The sequence below is a fragment of the Rubrivivax soli genome (genome assembly GCF_049810355.1).
Taxonomy (GTDB): Bacteria; Pseudomonadota; Gammaproteobacteria; order Burkholderiales; family Burkholderiaceae_C; genus Rubrivivax.
The window spans coordinates 1,595,199-1,617,376 of sequence record NZ_CP187368.1 but is presented as its reverse complement, the minus strand read 5'-3'; the positions used below and the strand labels follow the sequence as shown (position 1 = coordinate 1,617,376).

22 protein-coding genes are annotated in these 22,178 nt (G+C 73.6%); 6 read left to right on the top strand and 16 right to left on the bottom strand.

Annotation, left to right across the window (positions count from 1 at the left end; genetic code table 11):
* Window positions 1-6: 6 nt before the first annotated feature.
* Complete coding sequence (locus ACPOLB_RS07340; RefSeq protein WP_425260652.1) at window positions 7-1,107, top strand: DUF1513 domain-containing protein; 1,101 nt, start codon at window positions 7-9, stop codon at window positions 1,105-1,107.
* On the opposite strand, the gene ACPOLB_RS07335 is transcribed toward ACPOLB_RS07340, so the two are convergent.
* The 6 genes from ACPOLB_RS07335 to ACPOLB_RS07310 form a co-directional block, all read right to left on the bottom strand.
* Complete coding sequence (locus ACPOLB_RS07335) at window positions 1,077-1,406, bottom strand: DUF2149 domain-containing protein (protein WP_425260651.1); 330 nt, start codon at window positions 1,404-1,406, stop codon at window positions 1,077-1,079. The two genes, ACPOLB_RS07340 and ACPOLB_RS07335, sit on opposite strands and share 31 nt — an antisense overlap.
* Window positions 1,407-1,418: 12 nt before the next feature.
* On the bottom strand, window positions 1,419-1,904 hold the full coding sequence (locus tag ACPOLB_RS07330; protein ID WP_425260650.1) for a MotA/TolQ/ExbB proton channel family protein: 486 nt from the start codon (window positions 1,902-1,904) through the stop codon (window positions 1,419-1,421).
* Window positions 1,904-5,917, bottom strand: coding sequence for a cobaltochelatase subunit CobN (gene cobN / locus ACPOLB_RS07325; protein ID WP_425260648.1), 4,014 nt, complete (start codon window positions 5,915-5,917; stop codon window positions 1,904-1,906). Before cobN ends, ACPOLB_RS07330 begins: the two co-directional genes overlap by 1 nt.
* 7 nt (window positions 5,918-5,924) lie before the next feature.
* Window positions 5,925-8,243, bottom strand: coding sequence for a TonB-dependent hemoglobin/transferrin/lactoferrin family receptor (locus ACPOLB_RS07320; protein ID WP_425260647.1), 2,319 nt, complete (start codon window positions 8,241-8,243; stop codon window positions 5,925-5,927).
* A 67-nt stretch (window positions 8,244-8,310) separates the two neighbouring features.
* On the bottom strand, window positions 8,311-9,630 hold the full coding sequence (locus ACPOLB_RS07315; protein ID WP_425260646.1) for a DUF2325 domain-containing protein: 1,320 nt from the start codon (window positions 9,628-9,630) through the stop codon (window positions 8,311-8,313).
* A gap of 14 nt (window positions 9,631-9,644) precedes the next feature.
* Window positions 9,645-10,151 (bottom strand): hypothetical protein, encoded by a 507-nt coding sequence (locus ACPOLB_RS07310; protein ID WP_425260645.1) that lies wholly within the window; start codon window positions 10,149-10,151, stop codon window positions 9,645-9,647.
* 223 nt (window positions 10,152-10,374) lie between these two features.
* Between ACPOLB_RS07310 and ACPOLB_RS07305 the strand changes: the two genes are divergently transcribed.
* Together ACPOLB_RS07305 and ACPOLB_RS07300 are read left to right on the top strand one after the other, a co-directional pair.
* Complete coding sequence (locus ACPOLB_RS07305; protein WP_425260644.1) at window positions 10,375-10,533, top strand: DUF3309 family protein; 159 nt, start codon at window positions 10,375-10,377, stop codon at window positions 10,531-10,533.
* 54 nt (window positions 10,534-10,587) lie between these two features.
* Window positions 10,588-11,139, top strand: coding sequence for a hypothetical protein (locus ACPOLB_RS07300; RefSeq protein ID WP_425260643.1), 552 nt, complete (start codon window positions 10,588-10,590; stop codon window positions 11,137-11,139).
* 27 nt (window positions 11,140-11,166) lie between these two features.
* On the opposite strand, the gene ACPOLB_RS07295 is transcribed toward ACPOLB_RS07300, so the two are convergent.
* From ACPOLB_RS07295 to ACPOLB_RS07270, 6 genes are all read right to left on the bottom strand, one after another.
* Entirely contained in the window at window positions 11,167-12,396 is a 1,230-nt protein-coding gene (locus ACPOLB_RS07295) for a beta-ketoacyl-[acyl-carrier-protein] synthase family protein (RefSeq protein WP_425260642.1), read from the bottom strand.
* Complete coding sequence (locus tag ACPOLB_RS07290; protein WP_425260641.1) at window positions 12,393-12,662, bottom strand: acyl carrier protein; 270 nt, start codon at window positions 12,660-12,662, stop codon at window positions 12,393-12,395. Before ACPOLB_RS07290 ends, ACPOLB_RS07295 begins: the two co-directional genes overlap by 4 nt.
* Before the next feature lie 156 nt (window positions 12,663-12,818).
* Window positions 12,819-13,055: a hypothetical protein gene (locus tag ACPOLB_RS07285; protein ID WP_425260640.1), complete on the bottom strand. Its 237-nt coding sequence runs from the start codon at window positions 13,053-13,055 to the stop codon at window positions 12,819-12,821.
* A gap of 79 nt (window positions 13,056-13,134) precedes the next feature.
* A complete protein-coding gene (locus tag ACPOLB_RS07280) occupies window positions 13,135-13,815 on the bottom strand; it encodes a glutathione S-transferase family protein (protein WP_425260639.1) in 681 nt (226 codons plus the stop codon).
* Between the two features lie 86 nt (window positions 13,816-13,901).
* A complete protein-coding gene (locus tag ACPOLB_RS07275) occupies window positions 13,902-14,726 on the bottom strand; it encodes a class I SAM-dependent methyltransferase (RefSeq protein ID WP_425260638.1) in 825 nt (274 codons plus the stop codon).
* A 20-nt stretch (window positions 14,727-14,746) separates the two neighbouring features.
* Entirely contained in the window at window positions 14,747-15,559 is an 813-nt protein-coding gene (locus ACPOLB_RS07270) for a class I SAM-dependent methyltransferase (protein WP_425260637.1), read from the bottom strand.
* Between the two features lie 228 nt (window positions 15,560-15,787).
* Between ACPOLB_RS07270 and ACPOLB_RS07265 the strand changes: the two genes are divergently transcribed.
* The 3 genes from ACPOLB_RS07265 to ACPOLB_RS07255 all read left to right on the top strand — a co-directional run bounded on the left by ACPOLB_RS07265 (window position 15,788) and on the right by ACPOLB_RS07255 (window position 18,363).
* The gene (locus tag ACPOLB_RS07265) at window positions 15,788-16,318 is read left to right on the top strand and encodes an OsmC family protein (protein ID WP_425260636.1); all 531 of its coding nucleotides are present in this window, start codon (window positions 15,788-15,790) and stop codon (window positions 16,316-16,318) included.
* Window positions 16,318-17,322, top strand: a complete 1,005-nt coding sequence (locus tag ACPOLB_RS07260; protein ID WP_425260635.1) for an AraC family transcriptional regulator — start codon at window positions 16,318-16,320, stop codon at window positions 17,320-17,322. Before ACPOLB_RS07265 ends, ACPOLB_RS07260 begins: the two co-directional genes overlap by 1 nt.
* A gap of 84 nt (window positions 17,323-17,406) precedes the next feature.
* Window positions 17,407-18,363 (top strand): CysB family HTH-type transcriptional regulator, encoded by a 957-nt coding sequence (locus ACPOLB_RS07255; protein ID WP_425260634.1) that lies wholly within the window; start codon window positions 17,407-17,409, stop codon window positions 18,361-18,363.
* A 27-nt stretch (window positions 18,364-18,390) separates the two neighbouring features.
* On the opposite strand, the gene ACPOLB_RS07250 is transcribed toward ACPOLB_RS07255, so the two are convergent.
* The 4 genes from ACPOLB_RS07250 to ACPOLB_RS07235 are packed head-to-tail and all read right to left on the bottom strand — an operon-like array spanning window position 18,391 to window position 22,163.
* Window positions 18,391-19,437 (bottom strand): sulfate/molybdate ABC transporter ATP-binding protein, encoded by a 1,047-nt coding sequence (locus tag ACPOLB_RS07250; protein WP_425260633.1) that lies wholly within the window; start codon window positions 19,435-19,437, stop codon window positions 18,391-18,393.
* Window positions 19,434-20,279, bottom strand: coding sequence for a sulfate ABC transporter permease subunit CysW (cysW, locus tag ACPOLB_RS07245; RefSeq protein ID WP_425260632.1), 846 nt, complete (start codon window positions 20,277-20,279; stop codon window positions 19,434-19,436). The genes ACPOLB_RS07250 and cysW overlap by 4 nt, the downstream gene beginning before the upstream one ends.
* A complete protein-coding gene (gene cysT / locus ACPOLB_RS07240) occupies window positions 20,276-21,115 on the bottom strand; it encodes a sulfate ABC transporter permease subunit CysT (protein WP_425260631.1) in 840 nt (279 codons plus the stop codon). The genes cysW and cysT overlap by 4 nt, the downstream gene beginning before the upstream one ends.
* Window position 21,116: 1 nt before the next feature.
* The gene (locus ACPOLB_RS07235) at window positions 21,117-22,163 is read right to left on the bottom strand and encodes a sulfate ABC transporter substrate-binding protein (RefSeq protein WP_425260630.1); all 1,047 of its coding nucleotides are present in this window, start codon (window positions 22,161-22,163) and stop codon (window positions 21,117-21,119) included.
* Between the last annotated feature and the right edge of the window lie 15 nt (window positions 22,164-22,178).

The window sequence follows — 22,178 nt, the reverse complement described above, 5'->3', positions numbered from 1 at the left end:
GCCCGGATGCAGCGCCGCCGCCTGCTGTCGGCCGCCGCCGCGGTCGCCGCCTGGCCGCCGATGGCGGGCGCGGCCGCCTCCGCGGGCGGCCCGCTGCTGGCCGCCGCCTGGGACGACGGTGCCGGCCGCCACTTCGCCGGCGTGCTGGCGCTGCAGCCGGGCCGGGGTCTCGTGCCCTGGCGTGCGCTGGAACTGCCCACGCGTGCGCACGGGCTCGAGGTCGACGCCGACGGCAGCCTGCTCGTCGCCGCGCGCCGACCCGGCCCGTGGCTGCTGCGCTGGCACCCGCAGCGCGCTGCCGCCAGCGCGCACTGGCACTGGCTGGACGCCGACCGCCGCGGCTGCGGCCACCTCGTGCTGGCGCCGGGCGGAGCCTTGCTGTGCACCGAGACCGACCTCGCCGACGGCCAGGGCCAGCTGGTGCTGCGCGACGCGCGCACGCTGGCGCTGCGCGCGTGCTGGCCCACGCACGGCATCGACCCGCACGAACTGCTGGCGCTGCCCGACGGCGGCTGGCTGGTGGCCAACGGCGGCGTGCCCACCGCGCCCGAGACCGGCCGCGTGAAGCTGGACCTGGGCACGATGAACGCGGCGCTGGTGCGGCTGGACCCGCAGGGCCGGCTGCAGGGCCGGTGGCGGCTGCCCGACCCGCGGCTGTCGCTGCGCCACCTGGCCCGCCACGCCGACGGCACGGTGGCCGTGGCGCTGCAGGCCGAGCACGACGACGCCGCTGCACGGGCGGCCGCGCCGCTGCTGGCGCTGTTCGACGGCCGCGCGCTGCACACCGTGCCCGCCACGCAGCACCACGGCGGCTACGCCGGCAGCGTGCTGGCCACACCCGACGGCTTTGCGGTCGCGGCCACGCGCGCCGACGCCGTGCTGCACCTGGCGCGCAGCGGTGCCGCGCCAGGTCTGCAGCCGCTGCCGCGCGCCTGTGCGCTGGCCGCCACTTCCGGAGTCGTCTGGGCCGGTGGCGACGCGGCCGCCGGCGCCTGGCAGCCGCCGGGCGGTGCCCGGCAGATCCCCACGCCGGGCCTGCGGCTCGACAACCACTGGCGGCGATGGCGCGCCGGTGTTCAGCGCGCGCCCGCCGTTTCGGGCACGTAGACGATGCTGCCGTCCTGCATGCGGTAGGCCACGCCGGCCTTCTCGCCGTCGCCGCTGCCGATGGCGCCGCTGGCCTTGTAGCGCTCGACCTTCGCGCCCTGCTTCACCACGATCTCCATGTTCGGCTTGCCGGGGTCGGTGACGATGGTGACGTCGCGCTGCTGGAACGGGCTCAGCAGCGGGTTCTGCGCCACCGTGATCAGCAGCGCCGCGATGATGACGAGGAAGATGTCGATCAGGTTCACGACCGACAGGATGGGGTCGTCGGTCTCGGCGTCGTGCAGCAGTTTCAGTGCCATGGCGTGTCTGCCTCAGGCCGGCGCGTTGCCGCGTGCGATCTCGACCATCTCCTCGGCCAGCCAGCGCCGGCGCACGTTCGAGACCCAGAACGTGATGGCCGCGGCGATCAGCGCCAGGATCACCGCCGAGAACGCCACCGAGAGGTTCTGCGACACCTGCGCCAGGTTGCCGTCGGACAGGCCCTGCAGCGCCGGGCCCATCGGGATCATCGTCGCCACCAGGCCCAGCAGCGGCGTCACGCGGCTGGCGATGCGCGGGCCTTCCATCAGCTTGTGCGCCTGCAGGTCGAGCTCGTCCTCGCTCAGCCCGCGCGGGGCGGCGGCGCGGTGCAGCGCCAGCAGCGGCCGGCCCTGGCCGCGGCGCCTGCGCAGCGCCAGCACGGCGAACTCGCCCAGCACCCAGAAGGCGTAGAAGAAGAGCGCCGCGATCAGCAGCAGCGTGGGCAGCAGGAACAGCTGCGCCAGCGTGTACATCGTGTGTTCGAGCGTGGAAGACATCAGGCGGTCCGCAGTGCGATGGGGGTGGATCGGGAAGTGGGGGTGACGCGGTCGGCGCGGCTGCCGCGCCAGACGCCGCCGGCCAGCGCCAGCGCCAGCAGGCACAGTGCTGCCAGCGCACCGGTGACCGACACCGGGTCGGCGGCCGGCGGCACGCGGTCGAGCCGCAGGCCCTGCACTGCCGGTGGTGCCGGAACGGGTGCCGGCTCGGGTGCCGGTGGTGGTGGTGCAGCCACGGCCGCTGCGGCGGGCACGGCGGCCTGCAGTCCGAAGCCCAAGGAGCCCACGAAAGCTTCGAAGGCCGCGTTGTCGCTGCGCACGGCGAAGCGACGCGCCAGCGCACGGTAGCGCGCCTGCAGCTCGGCGACGCTGGCCGCGTCGGCCTGCCACTGGCCCTGGCGCGCGGCCTCCAGCATGCGTTCGATGCTCTGCGCCAGCGCGTGCGGGTTGTGCGCCTCGAACCAGCGCTGCAGGCCCAGCCGGTGCTTGTCGCGCACGTAGACGTCCATGAACTCCTGCCACTGGTCGTGGCGCACGATCTCGCGCGCCACGCTCTGCCAGCCGGCGAAGTTGTTGATGCCGTCCAGCACCTGCAGCGTGCCGCTGTAGCCCTCGGCCATCAGCCCGCTGATGTGGCCGGGGTGGAAGTTGCGTGTCGCCAGCTCCTTGGCCAGGAACTGCGCAGCACCTTCGACGCGGCCGGCGCCGTTGCTGCCGCCGTCGCGCAGGTTGCTGATGTAAAGCGCCGGTGCCTGGCCGTCGAGCTGGCGCACGGCCAGGCCGATGCCGCCGAGGTACTGGAAGGGGTCGTCGGTGGTGAGCATGCCGTACAGGTGGCTGCTGCGCGCCAGCACCGCCCCCTGCGTGCCGCGCAGGTGCTCGGCGTAGAGGTTCACGCCGCCTGCAGCCGCCGGCGGCCCGCTGCCCCACTGCGCCTCGTCGGGACCGTAGGCGTATTGCATGCGCGACAGGTACAGCGCCGCGAGCTTGCGGTCGCCTTCGGCCTGCGTCTTCCAGGTGTCGGTGGCCAGCGCCGCCTGGTCCAGCCCGCTGCCGTAGCTGCCCGAAGCCGACGAGAAGATGCGGGTGGCCGCCGCCTGCTGCGCGGCGCCGGCGTCGAGCCCGCGCGCCTGCAGCTGCTGCGCGATGCGGCGGCTGTTGGCCGCCACCGTGTTGTCGTCCTCCTGCGCGTCGGCCGCGAGCTGCGCGGCGCGCGCGAGCTGGCGCATCACGTTCGGGAAGTGGTCGCGGTACAGGCCGGTGGCCGACAGCACCACGTCCACGCGCGGCCGCCCGAGCTGCGCGCGCGGCACCAGGCGCACGCCGGTGACGCGGCCGCCGGCGTCCCACACCGGCTCCACGCCCAGCGCCCACAGCGCCTGCGCTTCGAGCAGGCCGAAGTGCCGCATGGTCTCCACCGACCACAGCGTGAAGGCCAGCTTGGCGGGCGTGCCGCCGGTCTGCCGGCGGTGGGTGTCGAGCAGGCGCTCCAGCGCCAGCTTGCCGGCCTGCCAGGCGGCCTGGGTGGGCACGCGGCTGGGGTCGAAGCCGTAGAGGTTGCGGCCGGTGGGCAGGCTGTCGGGGTTCCTGATCGGGTCGCCGCCGCCGCTGGTGGGGATGTGGCGGCCTTCCAGGCCGGCCAGCAGCGCGCGCAGTTCGTTGTCGGCGCCGAGGGCCGCGTACCAGCCGCGGGCCTGCTGTGCGCGTGCGCGGGTCGCCGCGTCCAGGCCGTCGGGCAGGGTGCCGTCCTGCAGCAGCGCCTGCAGCCGCCGGTACGGCGTGCTCTGCGGCAGTGCCTGCCAGTCGGCCACCAGTTGCTCGTCGGGCTCTTCGCCGGGGCCGGCCATGGCTTCCCAGAAGTCGCGGCCCAGCATCGTCAGCACGGTGGCGATGCGCCAGCGTTCTTCGCTGCCGGCGCCGAAGGTGTGCAGCCCCATCGGCTGCGCCGTGCGCGCCAGCTCGTGCAGGTGGTCGTGCACCAGCTGCACGAAGGCCGGGAACTCGGCCTCGCTGCGCGCGGCGCTCCAGCCGAGGTCGCGGTCGATGCGCTCGGCGCGCACCGCGGCCAGGAACTGCAGGCGCAACTGCTGCTTCACGCCGCCTTCGTCCTGCGCCTGCCACTGGTGCAGCAGGTCGTGGATGTTCGTGAGCGCGGCGTGCAGCCCGGCCGGCGCGAACGGCGGTGTCTGGTGGCTCAGGATCACCGCCCGGCCGCGGCGCTTGGCCTGCGTGGCCTCGCCGATGTTGTCCACGATGTACGGGTACAGCACCGGCACGTCGCCGACGGCGAGCATCGGATGGTCGAACACCGACAGCCCGCGTTCCTTGCCCGGCAGCCATTCCTGCGTGCCGTGGGTGCCGAAGTGCACCAGCGCGTCGGCGCCGAAGCGCGTGCGGGCCCACAGGTAGGTGGCGAGGTAGTGGTGCGGCGGCACGGCGCTGGTGCTGTGGTACAGCGCACGTTCCTTGTCGTCGCCACGCTCGCCGCGCGCGGGCTGGGGCAGCAGGCTCACGTTGCCCAGGCGCAGCCGCGGCACCACGAAGACTGCCGCGGCGCCTTCGCGCAGCACCATGGCGCTGCGCTCCGGCGCACCCCAGCGCTGCTGCAGACCGGCCTGCACCGTGGCGGGCAGCGTCTGCAGCCAGGCGCTGTACTGCGCCACCGGCAGGCGGTCGGCGAGGCCGTCGCGCAGCAGCGCGCGCAGCACGTCCTGGTCGTCGGGAGGGCGGTAGCCGGGTGCCAGCAGGCGCTGCAGCTGCGGCGTCAGCGCACTTTCGGGCAGGGCCTCGGTGCGGTAGCCCGCAGCTCGCAGCGCGGCGAGCGTGCCGCTCAGGCTGCGCGGCAGGTTCATGAACGAGGCCGAGAGATTCTTCTCGCCGCCGGGGTAGTTCCAGAAGAGGATGGCCACGTGCTTGTCGGCCGCGGGCTTGCGCTGCAGGCGCACCAGGTTCAGCGCCTTGGCCACCACGGCCGCGGCCTGCGGCGCGATGGGCTCGACCTGCTCGTCGGCGGCGCGCGTGGCCATCGCGATCTGGATGTCGGTGATGCCGGCGTACTCGGCCTGCGCCAGGTAGAAGGGCACGTCCATCAGTTGCACGCCCTGCGGGTCGGCGGCCCACTGCGTGGCGTCGCCGCGGCGGTAGGCCATGGCCTGCACCACCGGCAGGCCCAGCGCCTCGAACTCGCGGCGCCGGCCGTCGGGGTTCAGCGTGATCTGCGTGTTGACGAGCACGTCGGCCACCGGCCGGCCGCCCTGCAGCAGCATGCGGCGCACCGCGTCGGGCTCCATCACGCCGCCGTAGAAGGGCAGGGCGATGGCGCCGGCGGCTTCGATGCGCGCGACGAGGTCGTCGATGAAGCCGGTCTGCTCGGCGGCGATGCTCTGCTGGTGGAATGCGATGGCCACGGTGGGCGGGCGCCGCGCCGGGTCCACGCCCAGCCAGTCCAGGTAGGCGGCGGCCGACGGCAGCACCAGGCCCGGCGCGCGCGGGTGGTACACGCCCGCCGCGGGGAACACCTGCGGCGCGGGCAGCGCCTGCCAGGGCCGGCCCTTCAGGTGCGCGGCCAGCGTCTGCAGCAGGTGCGTGCGGTTGGCCTGGCCGCCGTTGACGTGGTAGGCGTGCAGGCGCTGCGCCAGCGCGGCGTCGAGCCCGCCGCCCGCCCGCACGGCCGCGGTCGACAGCCAGGCGTGCGGGCGCGTGGCCAGCGCCGGCAGCGCGGCGTCGAGCTTGCTGCGAACGAAGTCCTCGATGTGCTGGCGCGGCGTGTCGAACAGCACCAGGTCGGCGCCCTGCCAGAGCGCCGGCGGTGGCGTGCCGGGCGGCAGCTTCTCGACGTAGCGCACCTCGATCCGCAGCCCGAGCGCCGCGCCGGCCTGCGCCAGCACCGCGAACTTGCCCGGCGCCACCGGGCTGCTGGTGACGAAGAGCACGCTGCCGGCCCGGGCCAGCCCGCAGGCGCAGACGATGCACAGGGCGCCACCGAGGCGCAGCAGCCAGGTCGGGAGATGCATGGCCGCTTCAGAACTGGTAGCGCGCGCTCAAGGCGAGCGCACGGCCGGGCTGCGTGTAGGCGTCGGCCAGCGTGGTGGTGGCGGCCTGGCCGCGGATGTCGGACCACAGCACGTAGCGCGCGTCGCCCAGGTTGGTGAGCGTGGCGTTCAACTGCCACTGCCGCGTCAGGTCCCACCAGGCGGCGAGGTCGGCGACCACGTGTCCCGTCGGGACGTAGAGGTTCGGCGCGTGCGGCCGGCGCTGGCTCTTCTGGGCCGTGACCGCGAAGTCGGCGCCGAACTGCCCGGCCCGTTCGTACAGCAGCCGCAGCACGGCCTTCTCGGGCTCGATCGTGGCCAGCGGCGTCTGGGTCCCGCCGCTCAGTGCGTCGCCCCGGGCGCGGGCGTAGCTGGCCTCCACCGTCCAGCCCGGGTGGAAGGTCCAGCCGCCCGACAACTCCAGGCCGGAGATCTCGGCCCGGCGCAGGTTCACCGACTGGAAGGTGCGCGTGTTGGCCGCCATGCCGGGGTCCAGCGGCACCGTGGTCGTGTCGGTGACGTCGACGTTGGCGTCGATGAAGTTGCGGTAGCGCGCCTTGTAGACGGCGATGCGGTAGTGCACGCCCCGGTCGCGGCCGCGCAGGCCGAGTTCGACCGTGCTGCTCTTCTCGGGCTGCAGGTCGGGGTTGCCGATGCCGCGGTAGGGCGGGTTGGCGCCGGCGTTGCTGACGCCGCCGTTCACCTGCGAAGGCGTCGGCGCGCGGTAGCCCGTGCCCACCTGCGCGAACGGCTGCAGCAGCGGCGCCGCTGCCCACACCGCGCCCACGCGCGGCGAGACCGCATCGCCCGACAGGCTGGACGGCACGACGCTGTTGTTGACCGTGTACAGCGGGTTGCCGATCTCGGGCCGCAGCGAGAAGCGGTCCACCCGCACGGCCGGCGTCAGGCTGAAGCTGCCCCAGCGCAGCTCGTCCTGCACGAAGGCGCCGACGACGCGGTAGTCGGTGTCGGGGAAGCTCTGGTTGGGCACGAAGCCGCCGCTGGTCATCAGCGCACCGCTGGCGTCGTAGTGGGCGCCGTCCTTCAGCGACGTGACGCGGGTGTCCGAGGCGTCGAAGCCGACCAGCACGCGGTGGCTCAGCGCGTCGCCGAAGTGGGCCTCGACCTGCCCGCCCAGGCCGCGGCTGCGCTCGCCGTACTGCGTGTCGCGCTCGCGCCGCGACCAGGCAGGAGCCGGCGTGCGCGTGGTGTCGTAGCGCTCGGTGCCGCGCTGGCGGTTGCCGGCGTCCTGCGCGTAGACGTGCAGCTGCGCGCGCTGGAACCAGGGGTTGCGGTTGTCGCTGTAGACGTACTCGAGCTTGCCCAGCGTGCGGTCGACCAGCTCCTGCGCCCGCCCGCCGGTGACGGCCGCGTTGACGAAGGGCTGGCCGACCAACGTGTACAGCGGATCGGTGCGGTTGTCGCGTTCGAGGTGTTCCACCGACGCGCGCAGCTGGTGCGCCGCGTCGAAGCGGTAGAACAGCTTGCCCAGCACGTAGTCGGAACGGCGCTGCTGCGGGTTGGGCGTGGTGCGGGTCCAGTTGCGTGCGTCGTTCTCGCCCTGGTTGCCGAGCTCGTGGCCGCGCCGCACGCTGGCCAGCACCATGGCCTCGATGGCGCCGCTGCGCACCGCGAACGACGGCACCGCCACCCACGAACGGTCGGCCGACGACCAGCCCAGCTTCAGCGCGCCCTGCCAGGCCTTGCCCAGCGTCAGCAGGTCGGCCGGATCCTTGGTGAGGAAGCTCACCGCACCCGACAGCCCGTCGCTGCCGTACGAGGTGGACGACGGCCCGCGCAGCAGCTCCACGCGCTTGAAGGCCTCGACGTCGATGGTGTCGCCGCGGCCGGCGAAGTAGGGGCCGCTTTCGTAGGCCTGCGGCAGGCGCACGCCGTCGTTCTGCAGCAGCACCTGGTTGCCTTCGAGGCCGCGGATGTTGATGCCTTCGTTGCCGCCGCGGCCGCTGGCGCCGAACACCGCCGACATGCGCGCAGGCTGCAGCCGCACGGCCACGCCGGGCTCGTCGTCCAGCAGCGACTTCAGGTCGCGCGCCTGCTTGCGGGCGATGTCCTCGGCGGACTTGCTGGTGACGGTGGCGGCGACGCTGTCTTCGTCGCTCTCGATGCGTGTGGCCGAGACCACCACGCGCGGCAGGCTGCCTGGCACGCGCGGGGTGGAGGCCGCGGCCTCGAGGGCGGCGGGCTGGGCCAGCGCCACGGGTGCGGCCAGTGCGCTGCCGGCGGCCAGGGCCAGGGCGTGCAGCAGCGGTGGTGCGGGGCGGGGCGGGCGGGCAGGGGTGCGGGTCATCTTCTGCAGGACACGTGGCGTGGTTGGAGTGGATGCGCGGCAGGCGAACCGCCATGCGCGGGGCGTCTCAGCCGGTGGGCGTGCCGGCGGCGGTGGCCGCGGCTTCCTGCAGCGCCCGTTCGAGCGCGCTGCGGCTGGGGGTCTCGACGAACAGGCAGGGGGTGCCGGTGCGCTTGCAGTGGTCCTTCACGCGCCAGTAGGCGCCGTGGCTGATGCAGCCCGTCTGGCACACCACCAGGTCGGCGGCGCCGAGCGTGTCGTCCAGGCGGGCGCTGCTGTCTTCGTCGCCGCCGTCGTGGTGCAGGAAGCGGCCGCCGCTGCGTTCGACCACCTGCCGGTACACCGGCACGCTGGCGGCACGGCCGCCGACGCAGAGCACGGCGCGCTGCGCCAGGCCGGGCGAAGGGGCTGGCGCCGGCGCCGCAGCGGGCGCCGCGGGCGCGCCGTGCGCATCCTGCAGCCGCGCCTGCAGGCGGACGGCGCGCTCGCGCTGCTGGTCGGCGTCGTCGCGTGCGCGGGCCAGCGCGCGCTGCAGGTCCTGCAGGCGTTCGGTCAGCTGCTGCACGCTGCGCGTGAGCTCCAGGCGCTCGCGCAGGCCAAGCGTGGCGGCCTCCTGCGCGGCGAGCTGTGCACGCAGGTCGGCCAGCTGGCTGTCGCGGCCGATGAGCTGCGCGCGCAGCCGCATGCGGTCGGCCTCCAGGTCGTCGGCGCGGCGCGCGGCGTCGGCACCCAGGCGGCGGCAGCGGTCCTGTGCTGCAGCCAGCTCGCGCGCCATCGCCGCGTGCTCCAGGACCAGGCTGTCCAGCCGCGCCACCTCCACCCGCTGTGCCGCGCCCACCTGGTGCTGCAGCATGTGCACCTCGCCCAGCACGCGCTGCGCCAGCGCGGCGTCGCAGCGCGGGTGCGTCAGCGTGGCCCACAGCGTGCCGGCCAGGTCTGCGCCGCGCACGCCGTCGTGCCACCACTGCGCCAGCGCCTCGGTGCTGCGGATGGCGGCTGCGCGCTGCAGCACCAGCGCGCAGCGCCGGTCCAGTTCCTTGTGCAGCGCCTCGGCCAGCACGTTGCGCGACTTGCCGGCGGTGACCGCCACGCAGTGCAGTTCGTAGTCGCTGCCGCGCGCGTGGTCGCTGGCGTGGCGGGCCAGCAGCCGGCGCAGCAGCGCCAGCGGCAGGCAGGTGCCGATGACGGGGCAGTGCGCGTGGTCGTCCAGCTCCCACAGCCGCCGACGCCGCGAGCCCGGCGGCGGCAGCGCCACCGGCAGACGCTGGCCGGGCGGCGTGCGGGCGGTGGCGCTGGTGGTCGTGGGCGCTGCCGCGGCTGCCGGCGTGCCGAAGACGTGCGGGGGCTGGTCGGTCGCCGCCGGGTGGCGGCCGTGGTCGCTGCACATCGCGCGTGCCGCCGTCAGCAGGCCACGAGCCAGGCGTCGTCGGCCAGCGTGCGCACGACCTGCCGCCATGCACAGCGCTCGGGGTGGCCGGGTCGGCGTTCGCCGCGCAGCGACCACGCCGGGTTGCCGTCGGCGCACAGCACCTGCAGGCTGTGCTGCAGGCCGCTGCCGTCGGCCGCACGGGTCAGCAGCACCGTGCCCAGCGTGTCTTCGCACCAGCGGTGCACGGTGTCGCCGGCGTCGCCGTCCAGGCGCAGCGTGATCCACGCCCCGCGCGCCTGCAGGCTGCGCACCAGGCCGCTGTGGCGGCTGCGCAGCGGGCCGGCGTCGATCTGCAGTTCCATCGCCAGGCCCACCTGCGCGGCCAGCGTCAGCGCCTCGTGCAGGCTGTCGGGCGGCAGCACCAGCCAGTCACCGCGGTGCGGCGCCTCGGAGAGGGCCAGGGCGGACGGCGGGTTCGGGGCCGGCCGGGACCGGGCAGGTGCAGCGGGTGCAGCAGACAAGGCAGCGAAGACAGGCACGGTGTGATCCTTGGACGATCAGGCACGTGCTGGCGGTCGGCTGGCTGGTGCGGCTGGAGAAGCGGTACGGGTTCAGATGGTAATGAGAAGCGTTCTCAAATACAAGTGCCGGCACCTGCCCGGGTCTGTTGCGTGGCGCACAGACCCGCCGCCGGCACCGGCCTAGATTGCGTCGACTGCAGCACCGCTGCGGCACTGCATCTGCACCGACGAGGAGACTTCCATGAGCCTGGGCACCATCTTGCTGATCGTCCTGATCCTGTTGCTGATCGGCGTCGTGCCGGCCTGGCCGCACAGCCGTGGTTGGGGTTACGGCCCGAGCGGACTGCTGGGCCTGGTGCTGGTGGTCGTGCTGGTCCTGTTCCTGATGGGCAGGCTGTAGCCAGCACACCGACGTCCGCACGCCGCTCCTTCCAACCCCCCGAGAAAAATCCCCATGACACAACGCTCCACCCTGAAGGCCGCCCTGGCGGTCGCCGTGCTGCTTGCCTGGTCCGCCGTGCAGGCGCAGACCATCGGCACTGCCGAGTACAAGGACGGCAAGGCGCGCATCGCCGCCGACTACAAGACCGAGCGTGCCACCTGCGCGGCGCTGTCCGGCAACGGCAAGGACGTCTGCCAGGAAGTGGCCAAGCAGCACGAGAAGGTCGCGCTGGCGACGCTGGAACACGCCCGCACCGGCAAGGCGGGCGACCGCAACAAGCTGCTGGTGGTGAAGGCCGACACCGCGTACGAGGTGGCCAAGGAGCGCTGCGACGACCAGGCCGGCAATGCCAAGGACGTGTGCGTGAAGGAAGCGCAGGCGCAGCACACCAAGGCGCTGGCCGACGCCAAGCTGGGCCGGGAGATCCGCGAGGCCCAGACCGAAGCCACGTCCGACAAGCGCGACGCCGACTACAAGGTGGCGCTGGAGAAGTGCGACGCGCTGGCCGGTGACGCCAAGAGCAGCTGCGTGGCCAGCGCCAAGCTCAGTTTCGGCAAGAGCTGACGTGCCGGCGCTCCGGCGCGGCGGTCTTCAGCCGCCGCGCAGCGCCAGCACCGCGTTCGTGCCGCCGAACGCAAACGAGTTCGACAGCATCACGCGGGCCGCGACGCCGTCGCGCGCCTGGTTCGGCACGTAGTCCAGGTCGCAGTCCGGGTCGGGCTGCTGCAGGTGCATGGTGGGCAGGGCCACGCCGTGCTCCATCGCCAGCAGCGCCAGCACGCACTCCACTGCGCCGGCGGCGCCCAGCAGGTGCCCGTGCATCGCCTTCGTGGCACTGATCGGGACGCGGTCGGCGTGCGCGCCGAACACGGCGCGGATGGCGGCGGTCTCGCAACTGTCGTTGGCCAGCGTGCCGGTGCCGTGCGCGTTGATCGCATCGACCTGCTGCGCCTGCAGCCCCGCGGACTGCAAGGCTGCACGCATCGCCGCGGCCTGGCCCTCGACGCTGGGCCGCGTGATGTGGCTCGCGTCGTTCGAGACCCCGTAACCCAGCACCTCGCCGAACACACGCGCGCCGCGGGCCAGCGCGCGGTCCCAGGGCTCCAGCACCAGCATCGCGGCGCCTTCGCCGAGCACCATGCCGCTGCGGTTCTTCGCGAACGGCCGGCACGAGGCCGAGGCGTCGTCCGCGTCCACCGTGGCCACGGTGCGCAGGGCCTCCCAGGCCTTCATCGAGCCCGGCGACAGCGGCGCCTCGGCACCGCCCGCGATGGCCACCTCGAGCTGGCCGCAGGCCACGCGCATCCAGGCTTCGCCGATGGCGACCGCCGACGACGAGCAGGCGGTGGAGTAGGTGAGGTTCGGCCCGCGCAGACCGTGTTCGATGCCGATCCACGCCGCTGCCGCGTTGTGCATGCCCATCAGGATCGTGAACGGATTGATGCGGTCGGACTGCGCCCCGTACAGCGTCTGGTAGCCGCTGTCCATCGTGTGCGTGCCGCCCATGCCGGTGCCGACGAAGACGCCGGTGCGGGCGCGGTCGGCGCCGTCCAGCGGTTGCCGGGCGCCCGCCACCGCCTGCCGGGCGGCGTACAGCGCCAACTGGCTGAAGCGGTCGCGCAGGCGCGACTGCAGCGTGTCGGTGGCCAGAGCTTCGTCGCAGTCCACCGTGGCCGCGATGGCCGCGTGCAGGTGGTGCGCAAACGGCGTCTGCAGCCGCCGGATGCCCGAGCGGCCGGCGCGTGCCTGCTGCCACACGTCGGCCGCGTTGTTGCCCAGCGGCGAGACGATGCCGATGCCGGTGACGGCCACGCGTCTCATGCGGCGTGGCGACCGGAGGCGCTGCCGTCGGTCCGGCGCGCGAGCAGCGCATCGACGCAGCGGGCCACGTCACCCAGCGTGTGCAGTCCGTCGGCGTCGGTGGGCAACTTGACGTGGAAGGTCTCCTCCACGCTCCACAGCAGTTCCACGGTGGCCAGCGAGTCGATGCCCAGGTCGTCGAGCAGCGCTTCGGGCACCAGGCGCTCCGCAGGCACGTGGTGGTCGTGCAGCAGCATGGCGCCGATGCGGTCGAACGTGGTGGTCATGGGGCGGCCCTTTGCGAGCGGTTCTTGGCGCGGTCGCGCTACGCAGCGACACGCTGCATTGCGGCATGGCCGGGCCGTGGCGGTCTGTGCGCTGGCGCACCGACACGGCCTGGCGGCCGCGGTCGCGGCGGGCCGGCGGCCGGGTTCAGGCCGGTGTCACGGATAGCGCGCGGCGCTGGGGCGCTGCCGCCGCGGGGCGCGGCCCGCCGGCGGCGGCGGGCGCGGGCCCGGGCCTGGCGCGGGCGGCGGCGTGGACGGAGGCTGCGGCACGCCGGGTGCGGGCGCGCCCTCGGCGGTGAAGTCGGACTTCTGCTCGGCGAGCGTGGCCGGCGCCGGAGCCGGGGCGGGAACGTGCCCGGGCGGGTGGGCAGGCGAAGGCGGGATGCGGGGCATGGATGGCGGCTGTGTCGTGGAGTCGGGCCCCCTTGTAGACCGCGGCTCGCGTCCCGTCTGTCGCTCAGCGCACGGTGGCTCAGCCCTTCAGCCGCTCGTTCTGCGGGAACATCGCACGCCGTGCCTCGTCGTCCATCTCGGTCTTGAAGCTGTGGCGGTCCTTCAGCGCCGCGGCGCGCTGCGCGGCCGGGCGGGCGTTGACGGCGTCGAGCAGCCGCTTCACGTTCGGCAACTGCTCCCAGGCCTCGGCACCCAGCGCGAAGGGCACGGCGCGGGCCCAGCCCCACACGGCCATGTCCAGCAGCGAGTAGCTGTCGCCCAGCATCCAGGTGCGGCCGTCCAGGTGGGCATCGAGGATCTTCCAGTGCCGCCAGGCCTCGAAGTCGTAGCGGTTGATCGCGTAAGGGTGCGGCTCGGGCGCGTAGTGCCTGAAGTGCACGCACTGCCCGGTGAACGGGCCGATGCCCGAGGCCACGAACATCAGCCACGACAGCATCGTCCCGCGGTCGGCCGGCGCGGGCAGGAACTGCCCGGTCTTCTCGGCCAGGTACAGCAGGATGGCGTTGCTGTCGAACACCACGGTGCCCGCGTCCTCGATGACCGGCACCTTGGCGTTGGGGTTCAGCGCGGTGAACGCGGCGGCGTGCTGCTCGCCCTTGCGTGTGTCCACCGGCACCGGCTCGTACGGCAGGCCGGATTCTTCGAGGAACAACGCCACCTTCATCGGGTTGGGGGCGAGCGAGTAGTGGAACTTCAGCATCGTGGGCACCTCGTCAGTGGGGCCGACGATTGTGGTCCGCTTCGGGAAGTCGGGCGCGCCGGGTGGGTTCGGCGCGGTCCGTCGGCTCAGCCGGACGGGCGCCGCACCGCGACCAGCACGTACTCGGCAGGCACGCGGTAGCCGCAGCCCGCGCGCCAGGGCGCGATGGCCTCGAGATACCGCGCCTGCACCCGTGCACGCACCGTCGCGTCGAAACGCGACCAGGCGAGCGCGACCGGCCCGCCGGCGAAGGCCGCGGCGCAGGCCGCGTCGGCGTCGGCGTGGTCCAGCGTGTCGGCCCGCCGCCGCTGCGCGGTGACCTGCAGCCCGGCCGCCGCGCAGGCGCGCGCGAGCGCGTCGCCCTGGCCGAGGCCGAAGAACAGCGGGCAGACCTCGCTGTGCACCTCGGCGTCGACGATGCCGAACAGCGGCGCCCAGCCGCAGCCTTCGCGCGCGCCCCACACCGCCAGCACCGCGCGGCCCCCGGGGCGCAGCACCCGCCGCAGCTCGCGCAGCGCGGCGCCGGGGTCGGGCAGGTACATCAGGCCCAGGGCGCACAGCGCCAGGTCGAAGCCGGCATCGGGCAGCGCCAGCTGCTCGGCGTCCATGCGCTCGAAGCGGGTCTGGGCCTGGCGAAGCTGCCGCGACCGCAGCCGCGCCGCCTGCACCATCGCGTCGGCGAGGTCGACGCCGAGCACGTGGCCGGCGGGCCCGACCGCCTCGGCGGCGGCGGTCGCCACCACGCCGGTGCCGCAGGCGATGTCAAGCACGGCCTCGCCGGCGGCGGGCGCGGCCAGCGTCAGCAGTTCGCCCTGCACGCCGGCCAGCAGGCCGTGCCAGTGGCGCGCGTAGGCCTCGGCGGCGCGGTCCCAGCCGTAGCGCTGCACCCGGCGCTGCAGGCGGGCGTCCATGGCCGGGCGCGTGCCTGCGCTCATGCCCGCGTGACGACGATCTCGAGGTAGTCGCCGGGCACCACCAGCGAGCCCGGGCCGGCGCGGTTCAGGCCTTCGAGCAGGTCGGTCAGCTCGCCGGCCAGCGCCTCGGCCTGCTCGGGCGACTGGGCGGCGAAGGCCTTGTTGACTGGGCCGTACCAGGTGCGGAAGACGTCGATGAAGTGCGCCGCCGAGCGGTAGCGGAACGCGAACTGCAGCGGCCGCACCTGCACCGCCGCGGCGGTGGCGCCGAACAGGCTGCGCACGTGGGCCTCGGTGCCCCACAGCGACGGCGGCTGCACGCCGGCCGGTGGCGGCACGTAGCGGCCGAGCACCTTGAACATGCGGCCGATGAGGCTGTCGGGCGTCCAGTTCGCCAGGCCGACGCGGCCGCCCGGGCGCACCACGCGCGCCATCTCGGCGGCGGCACGCGCGTGGTCGGGCGCGAACATCACGCCGAAGGTCGAGACGACGGCATCGAAGCTGGCGTCGCCGAATGGCAGCGCCTCGACGTCGGCGACCTGGAAGTCGACGTCCAGCCGCTCGGCGCGCGCCCGTTCGGCGCCGCGCTCGAGCAGGCTGCCCACGTAGTCGGTGGACGTGACGATGCAGCCGCGGCGCGCCGCGGCGAGCGTGGCGTTGCCGTTGCCGGCCGCCACGTCGAGCACGCGCTGGTCGGTCCGCAGGTCGCAGGCCTCGGCCAGCTGCTCGCCGACGATCTGCAGCGTGGTGCCGACGACGGCGTAGTCGCCGGTGCTCCAGGCCGCCTGCTGGCGGGTCTTGAGGACGGCAAGGTCGACGGATGCGTTCATGGTCGTGTCTCCGGGGGGAAGTGCGTGCAAGGGGCGTCCACTGTCGCGCCGGCACCGGCCGTTCGTCCTGCCCGCGCGTCGGCGCGGCCTGCCCCGGCGTCCGCGGCTGCGGCGCGGGTTGACCGGGCGTCCGCCGTGGCTGCCCGCGCGTCCGCCGGCACCGCCGGGTGCTGGTCAGCGCGCCGCCGGGGCTCCAGAATCGCCGACCCCCCCAGCAGGAGTCGTGCGATGACCGCAGAGAAGATTGCCGCGGCGATGGAGCGCGTGGCCTCCGCGCTGCGCCGCAAGCCGCACGCGGGCCTGCACGACGACGCACCCGCCACGGTGCGCTGGGCCGGCGGCCTGCGCACCGTGGCGCGCAGCGCTGGCGGGGCCGAGGTGGCCACCGACATGCCGGCGGCGATCGGGGGCGAGGACAGCGCCGCCACGCCGGGCTGGCTGCTGCGCACGGCGCTGGCCTCGTGCGCGGTGACGCGCATCGCGATGGAGGCGGCGGCGCGCGGCATCGTGCTGCAGACGCTGGAGGCCCGCGCCACCAGCCGCAGCGATCTGCGCGGCCTGGTCGGCGTGCCCGAGCCCGACGGCCACCCCGTGCCGGCAGGCCCGCTGGCAGTGGACCTGCACGTGCGCATCGGCGCCCCGGGGGTCGACGCCGCGACGCTGCGGGCGTTGGTGCAGGCGACGCCGGGCTGCTCGCCGGTCACCAGCGCGCTCGAGCAGCCATTGGCGGTGGGGCTGCACATCGACGTGGCGGACTGATGGACGCGCTGTCGCAGACGCTGCGTGTCGTGCGCCTGGTCGGCGCGATCTTCCTGCACGGGCGCTTCACCGCGCCCTGGTGCTACCAGTCGCCGCACGCCGACGCGGCGGCGCCGATTCTCGAGCCCACCGCCGAGCGGGTGGTGATCTTTCACCTGATCACCGAGGGCACGTGCTGGGTCGAGCTCGACGGCCTGCCGCCGCTGCAGCTGACGGCCGGCGACGCGGTGCTGTTCCCGCAGGGCGACGCGCACCGCATGGGGTCCCAGCCGGGGCTGCCGCCGGCCTCGGGCGCCCGCCTGCACGAGGTGCTGGCACGCCGGCCGCGGTTGCTGGCCTACGGCGGCGGCGGCGCCACGACCCGGCTGGTGTGCGGCTACCTGGCCTGCGACGCCCGCCTGGCGCAGCTGCTGCTGGCCGGGCTGCCGCCCGTGGTGAAGGTCGGCGTGCGCGGCTCCAATGCCGGCATGTGGCTCGAAGCCTCGCTGCGCTACGCGCTGGCCGAGGCGCGGTCGCCGCGGCCCGGCGGGCAGGGCGTGCTCGCCAAGCTGGCCGAGGTGCTGTTCATCGAGGTGCTGCGCATCCACATGAACGCGCAGGCCGTCGGGCGCACCGGGTGGCTGGCGGGCGTTAGCGACCGCATCGTCGGCGCGGCCCTGCGCGCGCTGCATGCCGAGCCGGCACGACCCTGGACGCTGGACGACCTGGCGCGTGCGGCCGGCACCTCGCGCTCGGTGCTGGCCGAACGCTTCTCGCAGCTGGTCGGACAGGCACCGATGCAGTACCTGGCGCAGTGGCGCATGCTGCTGGCGTCGAACCTGCTGGCGCGCAGCAACGCGCCGCTGGCCCGCATCGCCGAGGAGGTGGGCTACCTGACCGACACCGCCTTCAGCCGCGCCTTCCGGCGCGAGTACGGCATGCCGCCGGCGGCCTGGCGCCGCCGCCAGGCCGGCGAGGCGCCGGCCGCGGCCGACGGCAGGGCGCGTGCTGCACGGAGTGCATGACCTCAGAACAATTCCTTCGTTGCCCCGGGGCGCCGCGGCAGGCGAGACTCCCACCCCGGTCTCTTCCTCCGCCCGCCGCCCAAGATGAACTTCCAGCAACTGCGCTCCGTGCGTGAAACGGTGCGCCAGGGTTTCAACCTCACGCTGGTGGCGCAGGCGCTGCACACGTCGCAACCGGGCATCAGCCGGCAGATCAAGGAACTGGAGGAAGAGCTGGGCGTCGAGCTGTTCACCCGCTCGGGCCGCCGCCTGCTGGGCCTGACCCCTCCGGGCGCGACCATCCTGCCCATCATCGAACGCCTGCTGCACGAAGCCGACAACCTGCGCAGCGCCGGTGCCGACTTCTCGCAGGCCGACCGCGGCCTGCTGACCGTGGCCGCCACGCACACGCAGGCACGCTACGCGCTGCCCGGCGCCGTGCGCGACTTCCGCGACACGCACCCGCACGTCAGCTTCCACCTGCAGCAGGGCTCGGCGCGCCAGGTGGCCCAGCAGGTGCTGGGCGGCCAGGCCGACCTGGGCATCGCCACCGAGGCGCTGGCCGACTACCCGGACCTCGTGACGCTGCCGTGCTACCGCTGGACGCACGTGGTGGTGGTCGACCGCGGCCACCCGCTGGCGCAGGAGGCCGCCGCGGGCCAGGCGCTGACGCTGCGGCGGCTGGCGCAGTTCCCGCTGATCACCTACGAGGGCGGCACCACCGGCCGCGGCCACATCGACGAGGCCTTCGGGCGCGAGGGGCTGAGCTTCGACGTGGTGCTGTCGGCGATGGACGCCGACGTCATCAAGACCTACGTCGAGCTCGGCATCGGCGTCGGCGTGATCGCCTCGATGGCCTTCGACGCCGCGCGCGACACGCACCTGGTGGCGCTGGACGCGCGCCACCTGTTCGCCACCAACACCACGCGCGTGGCCATCAAGCGCGGCGCCTACCTGCGTGGCTACGTGTTCGACTTCATCCGCACCTTCGCGCCGACACTGACCCGCGAGGTGGTCGACCGCGCGCTGGCCAGCCCGCCGGGGGCGAGCTTCGACCTCTGAAGCGCGCCCGGCGGCGCTTGCCGCACCTCAGGCGGCCGGCGCCTCGAAGCGCGTGACCTTGCGCGGCCGCAGGTAGACCCGGCTGCCGCGCTGCAGCTGCAGCCGGTCGCGCAGCGCGGTGTACTCGCTGCGCAGCAGTTCGACGTCGAGGTAGCCGGCGTCGCCGTCGCGCTGGAACTCGACGCGCGTGTGCGGCCCCACGGTGAGCGTCTGCGACAGCGTCGCGGCCCAGGCCTGCTCGCCGGGCGCGGGCGGCTGCGCCAGGATCTCCAGCTCGTGCGGGCGCACATAGAGCACCTCGCCCGGCGCGGTGCCGCCGCCGGGCGCGTGCTCGGCGCGGCCGCGGAACAGGTTCACGTCGCCCAGGAACTGCAGCACGAAGGGGCTGGCCGGGTGGTCGTACACCGCGTCGGGCGTGCCCACCTGTTCGATGCGCCCCTCGTTCATGACGACGATGCGGTCGGCCACCTCCATCGCCTCTTCCTGGTCGTGCGTGACGAAGACGCTGGTGACGTGCACCTCGTCGTGCAGCCGGCGCAGCCAGCGGCGCAGCTCCTTGCGCACCTTCGCGTCGAGCGCGCCGAAGGGCTCGTCCAGCAGCAGCACCTTGGGTTCGACCGCCAGCGCGCGGGCGAGCGCGATGCGCTGGCGCTGGCCGCCGCTGAGCTGGTGCGGGTAGCGCCCGGACAGCGCGTCCAGCTGCACCAGCTGCAGCAGCTGCATGACCTTGTCGCGGATCGCGGCCTCGCTCGGCCGCGTCGCCTTCGGCCGCACGCGCAGCCCGAAGGCCACGTTCTCGAAGATCGTCATGTGGCCGAACAGCGCGTAGTGCTGGAACACGAAGCCCACGTTGCGGTCGCGCACGTCGGTGTGCGTGGCGTCGTCGCCGTGGAACAGCACGCTGCCGGCGTCGGGCACCTCCAGCCCGGCCATGATGCGCAGCAGTGTCGTCTTGCCCGAGCCCGAGGGCCCGAGCAGCGCCACCAGCTCGCCGGCCGGGATGTCGAGGTTCAGGTCGTCGCAGACCACGGTCCTGCCGAAGGACTTCTTCAGGTGGCGCACTTCGATGCTCATGGGGTGTCTTCCTCGTGGGCGCGCAGCGCGCCCTGCATGCGTTGCTCGACCACGAACTTCAGCACCAGCGTCACCAGCGCCAGCAGCGCCAGCAGCGAGGCCACCGCGAACGCGGCGGCGAACTGGTATTCGTTGTAGACGATCTCGATGTGCAGCGGCATCGTGTTGGTCTGGCCGCGGATGTGGCCCGAGACCACGCTGACGGCGCCGAACTCGCCCATCGCGCGGGCGTTGCACAGGATCACGCCGTACAGCAGCGCCCACTTCACGTTGGGCAGCGTCACGCGCCGGAACATCTGCCAGCCGCTGGCACCCAGCACGCGCGCGGCCTCTTCCTGCTCGATGCCCTGGGCCTGCATCAGCGGGATCAGCTCGCGCGCGATGAACGGGCAGGTCACGAACACGGTGGCCAGCACGATGCCCGGCACCGCGAAGATGACCTTCATGTCGTGTTCGATCAGCCAGGCGCCGAACCAGCCCTGCAGCCCGAACACCAGCACGAAGATCAGCCCGGCGATCACCGGGCTCACCGAGAACGGCAGGTCGATCAGCGTCAGCAGCAGGTTCTTGCCGCGGAACTCGAACTTCGCGATCGCCCAGGCCGCGGCCAGGCCGAACACCAGGTTGAGCGGCACGCTGACGGCCGCGGCCAGCAGCGTGAGCCGGATCGCCGACAGCGCGTCGGGCTCGACCACGGCGGCCAGGTAGACGTCGAGCCCCTTCTTCAGCGCCTCGTGGAACACGGTGGCCAGCGGCACGAACAGGAACAGCGCCATGAACGCCAGCGCCAGCCCGATGAGCAGCCGGCGCACCCACGGCGCCTCGGCGGTGGCTGCGTTCATGCAAGGCCCCCCTGGCGGCGGCGCGCCCAGCTCTGCAGCAGGTTGATGACCATCAGCAGCGCGAACGCCGCCACCAGCATCACCACCGCGATGGCCGTCGCCCCCGCGACGTCGTACTGCTCCAGCCTGGTGACGATCAGCAGCGGCGTGATCTCGCTGACCATGGGCATGTTGCCGGCGATGAAGATGACGCTGCCGTACTCGCCCAGGGCACGCGCGAACGCAAGTGCGAAGCCGGTCAGCAGCGCCGGCATCACGATGGGGAAGATCACGCGCCGGAATGTCCGCCAGCGGCCCGCGCCCAGCGTGGCGGCGGCTTCCTCCAGCTCGCGGTGCACGTCTTCCAGCACCGGCTGCACCGTGCGCACCACGAAGGGCAGGCCGATGAACACCAGCGCCACCCACACGCCCACCGGCGTGAAGCTCACCTTGAACGGCAGCCACTGGCCGATGCTGCCGTTGGGCGCATAGATGGCCGTCAGCGCGATGCCGGCCACGGCCGTGGGCAGCGCGAACGGCAGGTCGACCAGTGCATCGACCACGCGCTTGAACGGGAAGGTGTAGCGCACCAGCACCCAGGCCACGACGAGGCCGAACACCGCGTTCAGCAGCGCCGCCAGCAGGCTGGCGCCGAAGGTGAGGCGGTACGACGCCAGCACGCGCGGCGTGGTGGTGGCGTCCAGGAACTGCTGCCAGGTCAGCGTGAAGGTCTTCAGGAACGCGGCCGACAGCGGGATCAGCACGATCAGGCTCACGTACAGCAGCGCGAAGCCGAGCGCCAGGTCGAAACCCGGCAGCACGCTGTGGCGCTTGAGCAGCGTCTTGCGCAGCAGCATCTCAGCGCCGCGTGTAGATCTTGTCGAAGCTGCCGCCGTCGGCGAAGTGCTCCTTCTGCGCCTGGGCCCAGCCGCCGAACAGGGCGTCGATGGTGAACAGGTTCACCTTCGGGAACTGCGTCGCGTACCTGACAGCGACTTTCGCGTCGGTCGGGCGGAAGTGGTGCCTGCCGGCGATGTCCTGGCCCACCGGGCTGTACAGGTACTGCAGGTAGGCCTCGGCCACGGCACGGGTGCCGCGCTTGTCGACCACCTTGTCCACCAGCGCCACCGGCGGCTCGGCCAGGATGCTGAGCGAGGGCACGACGATCTCGAACTTGTCGGGCCCCAGTTCCTTCTGCGCCAGGAAGGCCTCGTTCTCCCACGAGATGAAGGCGTCGCCGATGCCGCGCTCGACGAAGGTGGTGGTGGAGCCGCGCGCACCCGAATCGAGCACCGGCACGTTGGCGAAGATCCGGCGCACGAACTCCTGCGCGCGGGCCTGGTCGCCGCCGTGCTTCTTCAGTGCGTGGCCCCAGGCGGCGAGATAGTTCCAGCGTGCGCCGCCCGAGGTCTTGGGGTTGGGCGTGATGACGGCCACGCCGGGCCTGGCCAGGTCGTCCCAGTCCTGGATGCCCTTGGGGTTGCCCTTGCGCACCAGCAGCACGATGGTCGACGTGTACGGGCTGCTGTTGCGCGGCAGACGCTGCTGCCAGGTGGCGGGCAGCAGCTTGCCGCGCGCGGCAATCTCGTCGATGTCGTAGGCCAGCGCCAGCGTCACGATGTCGGCCTCCAGGCCGTCGATGACCGATCGGCCCTGCCGGCCCGAGCCGCCGTGCGACTGCCGCACCGTGACGGTGTCGCCCGTGCGCTGCTTCCAGTGCGCGGCGAAGGCCTTGTTGAAGTCCTGGTACAGCTCGCGCGTGGGGTCGTAGCTGACGTTCAGCAGCGTCACCTGCCTCTGCGCGAAGGCGGCCGGGGCGGCCAGCGCGGCAGCGGCGGCCGCCAGCAGCCGGCGGCGGGCGCGTGCGGGGCGACGGGGTAGGGGCGGTGCAGGGGTCGGGGGCATGGCGCTGCGGCGTCG

Bases quoted from the DNA above. Each gene is read 5' to 3' on its own strand.
- ACPOLB_RS07340 (WP_425260652.1), top strand. From the start codon at position 7: ATGCAGCGCCGCCGCCTGCTGTCGGCCGCCGCCGCGGTCGCCGCCTGG.
- ACPOLB_RS07335 (WP_425260651.1), bottom strand. From the start codon at position 1,406: ATGGCACTGAAACTGCTGCACGACGCCGAGACCGACGACCCCATCCTG.
- ACPOLB_RS07330 (WP_425260650.1), bottom strand. From the start codon at position 1,904: ATGTCTTCCACGCTCGAACACACGATGTACACGCTGGCGCAGCTGTTC.
- cobN (WP_425260648.1), bottom strand. From the start codon at position 5,917: ATGCATCTCCCGACCTGGCTGCTGCGCCTCGGTGGCGCCCTGTGCATC.
- ACPOLB_RS07320 (WP_425260647.1), bottom strand. From the start codon at position 8,243: ATGACCCGCACCCCTGCCCGCCCGCCCCGCCCCGCACCACCGCTGCTG.
- ACPOLB_RS07315 (WP_425260646.1), bottom strand. From the start codon at position 9,630: ATGTGCAGCGACCACGGCCGCCACCCGGCGGCGACCGACCAGCCCCCG.
- ACPOLB_RS07305 (WP_425260644.1), top strand. From the start codon at position 10,375: ATGAGCCTGGGCACCATCTTGCTGATCGTCCTGATCCTGTTGCTGATC.
- ACPOLB_RS07300 (WP_425260643.1), top strand. From the start codon at position 10,588: ATGACACAACGCTCCACCCTGAAGGCCGCCCTGGCGGTCGCCGTGCTG.
- ACPOLB_RS07295 (WP_425260642.1), bottom strand. From the start codon at position 12,396: ATGAGACGCGTGGCCGTCACCGGCATCGGCATCGTCTCGCCGCTGGGC.
- ACPOLB_RS07290 (WP_425260641.1), bottom strand. From the start codon at position 12,662: ATGACCACCACGTTCGACCGCATCGGCGCCATGCTGCTGCACGACCAC.
- ACPOLB_RS07285 (WP_425260640.1), bottom strand. From the start codon at position 13,055: ATGCCCCGCATCCCGCCTTCGCCTGCCCACCCGCCCGGGCACGTTCCC.
- ACPOLB_RS07280 (WP_425260639.1), bottom strand. From the start codon at position 13,815: ATGCTGAAGTTCCACTACTCGCTCGCCCCCAACCCGATGAAGGTGGCG.
- ACPOLB_RS07275 (WP_425260638.1), bottom strand. From the start codon at position 14,726: ATGGACGCCCGCCTGCAGCGCCGGGTGCAGCGCTACGGCTGGGACCGC.
- ACPOLB_RS07270 (WP_425260637.1), bottom strand. From the start codon at position 15,559: ATGAACGCATCCGTCGACCTTGCCGTCCTCAAGACCCGCCAGCAGGCG.
- ACPOLB_RS07265 (WP_425260636.1), top strand. From the start codon at position 15,788: ATGACCGCAGAGAAGATTGCCGCGGCGATGGAGCGCGTGGCCTCCGCG.
- ACPOLB_RS07260 (WP_425260635.1), top strand. From the start codon at position 16,318: ATGGACGCGCTGTCGCAGACGCTGCGTGTCGTGCGCCTGGTCGGCGCG.
- ACPOLB_RS07255 (WP_425260634.1), top strand. From the start codon at position 17,407: ATGAACTTCCAGCAACTGCGCTCCGTGCGTGAAACGGTGCGCCAGGGT.
- ACPOLB_RS07250 (WP_425260633.1), bottom strand. From the start codon at position 19,437: ATGAGCATCGAAGTGCGCCACCTGAAGAAGTCCTTCGGCAGGACCGTG.
- cysW (WP_425260632.1), bottom strand. From the start codon at position 20,279: ATGAACGCAGCCACCGCCGAGGCGCCGTGGGTGCGCCGGCTGCTCATC.
- cysT (WP_425260631.1), bottom strand. From the start codon at position 21,115: ATGCTGCTGCGCAAGACGCTGCTCAAGCGCCACAGCGTGCTGCCGGGT.
- ACPOLB_RS07235 (WP_425260630.1), bottom strand. From the start codon at position 22,163: ATGCCCCCGACCCCTGCACCGCCCCTACCCCGTCGCCCCGCACGCGCC.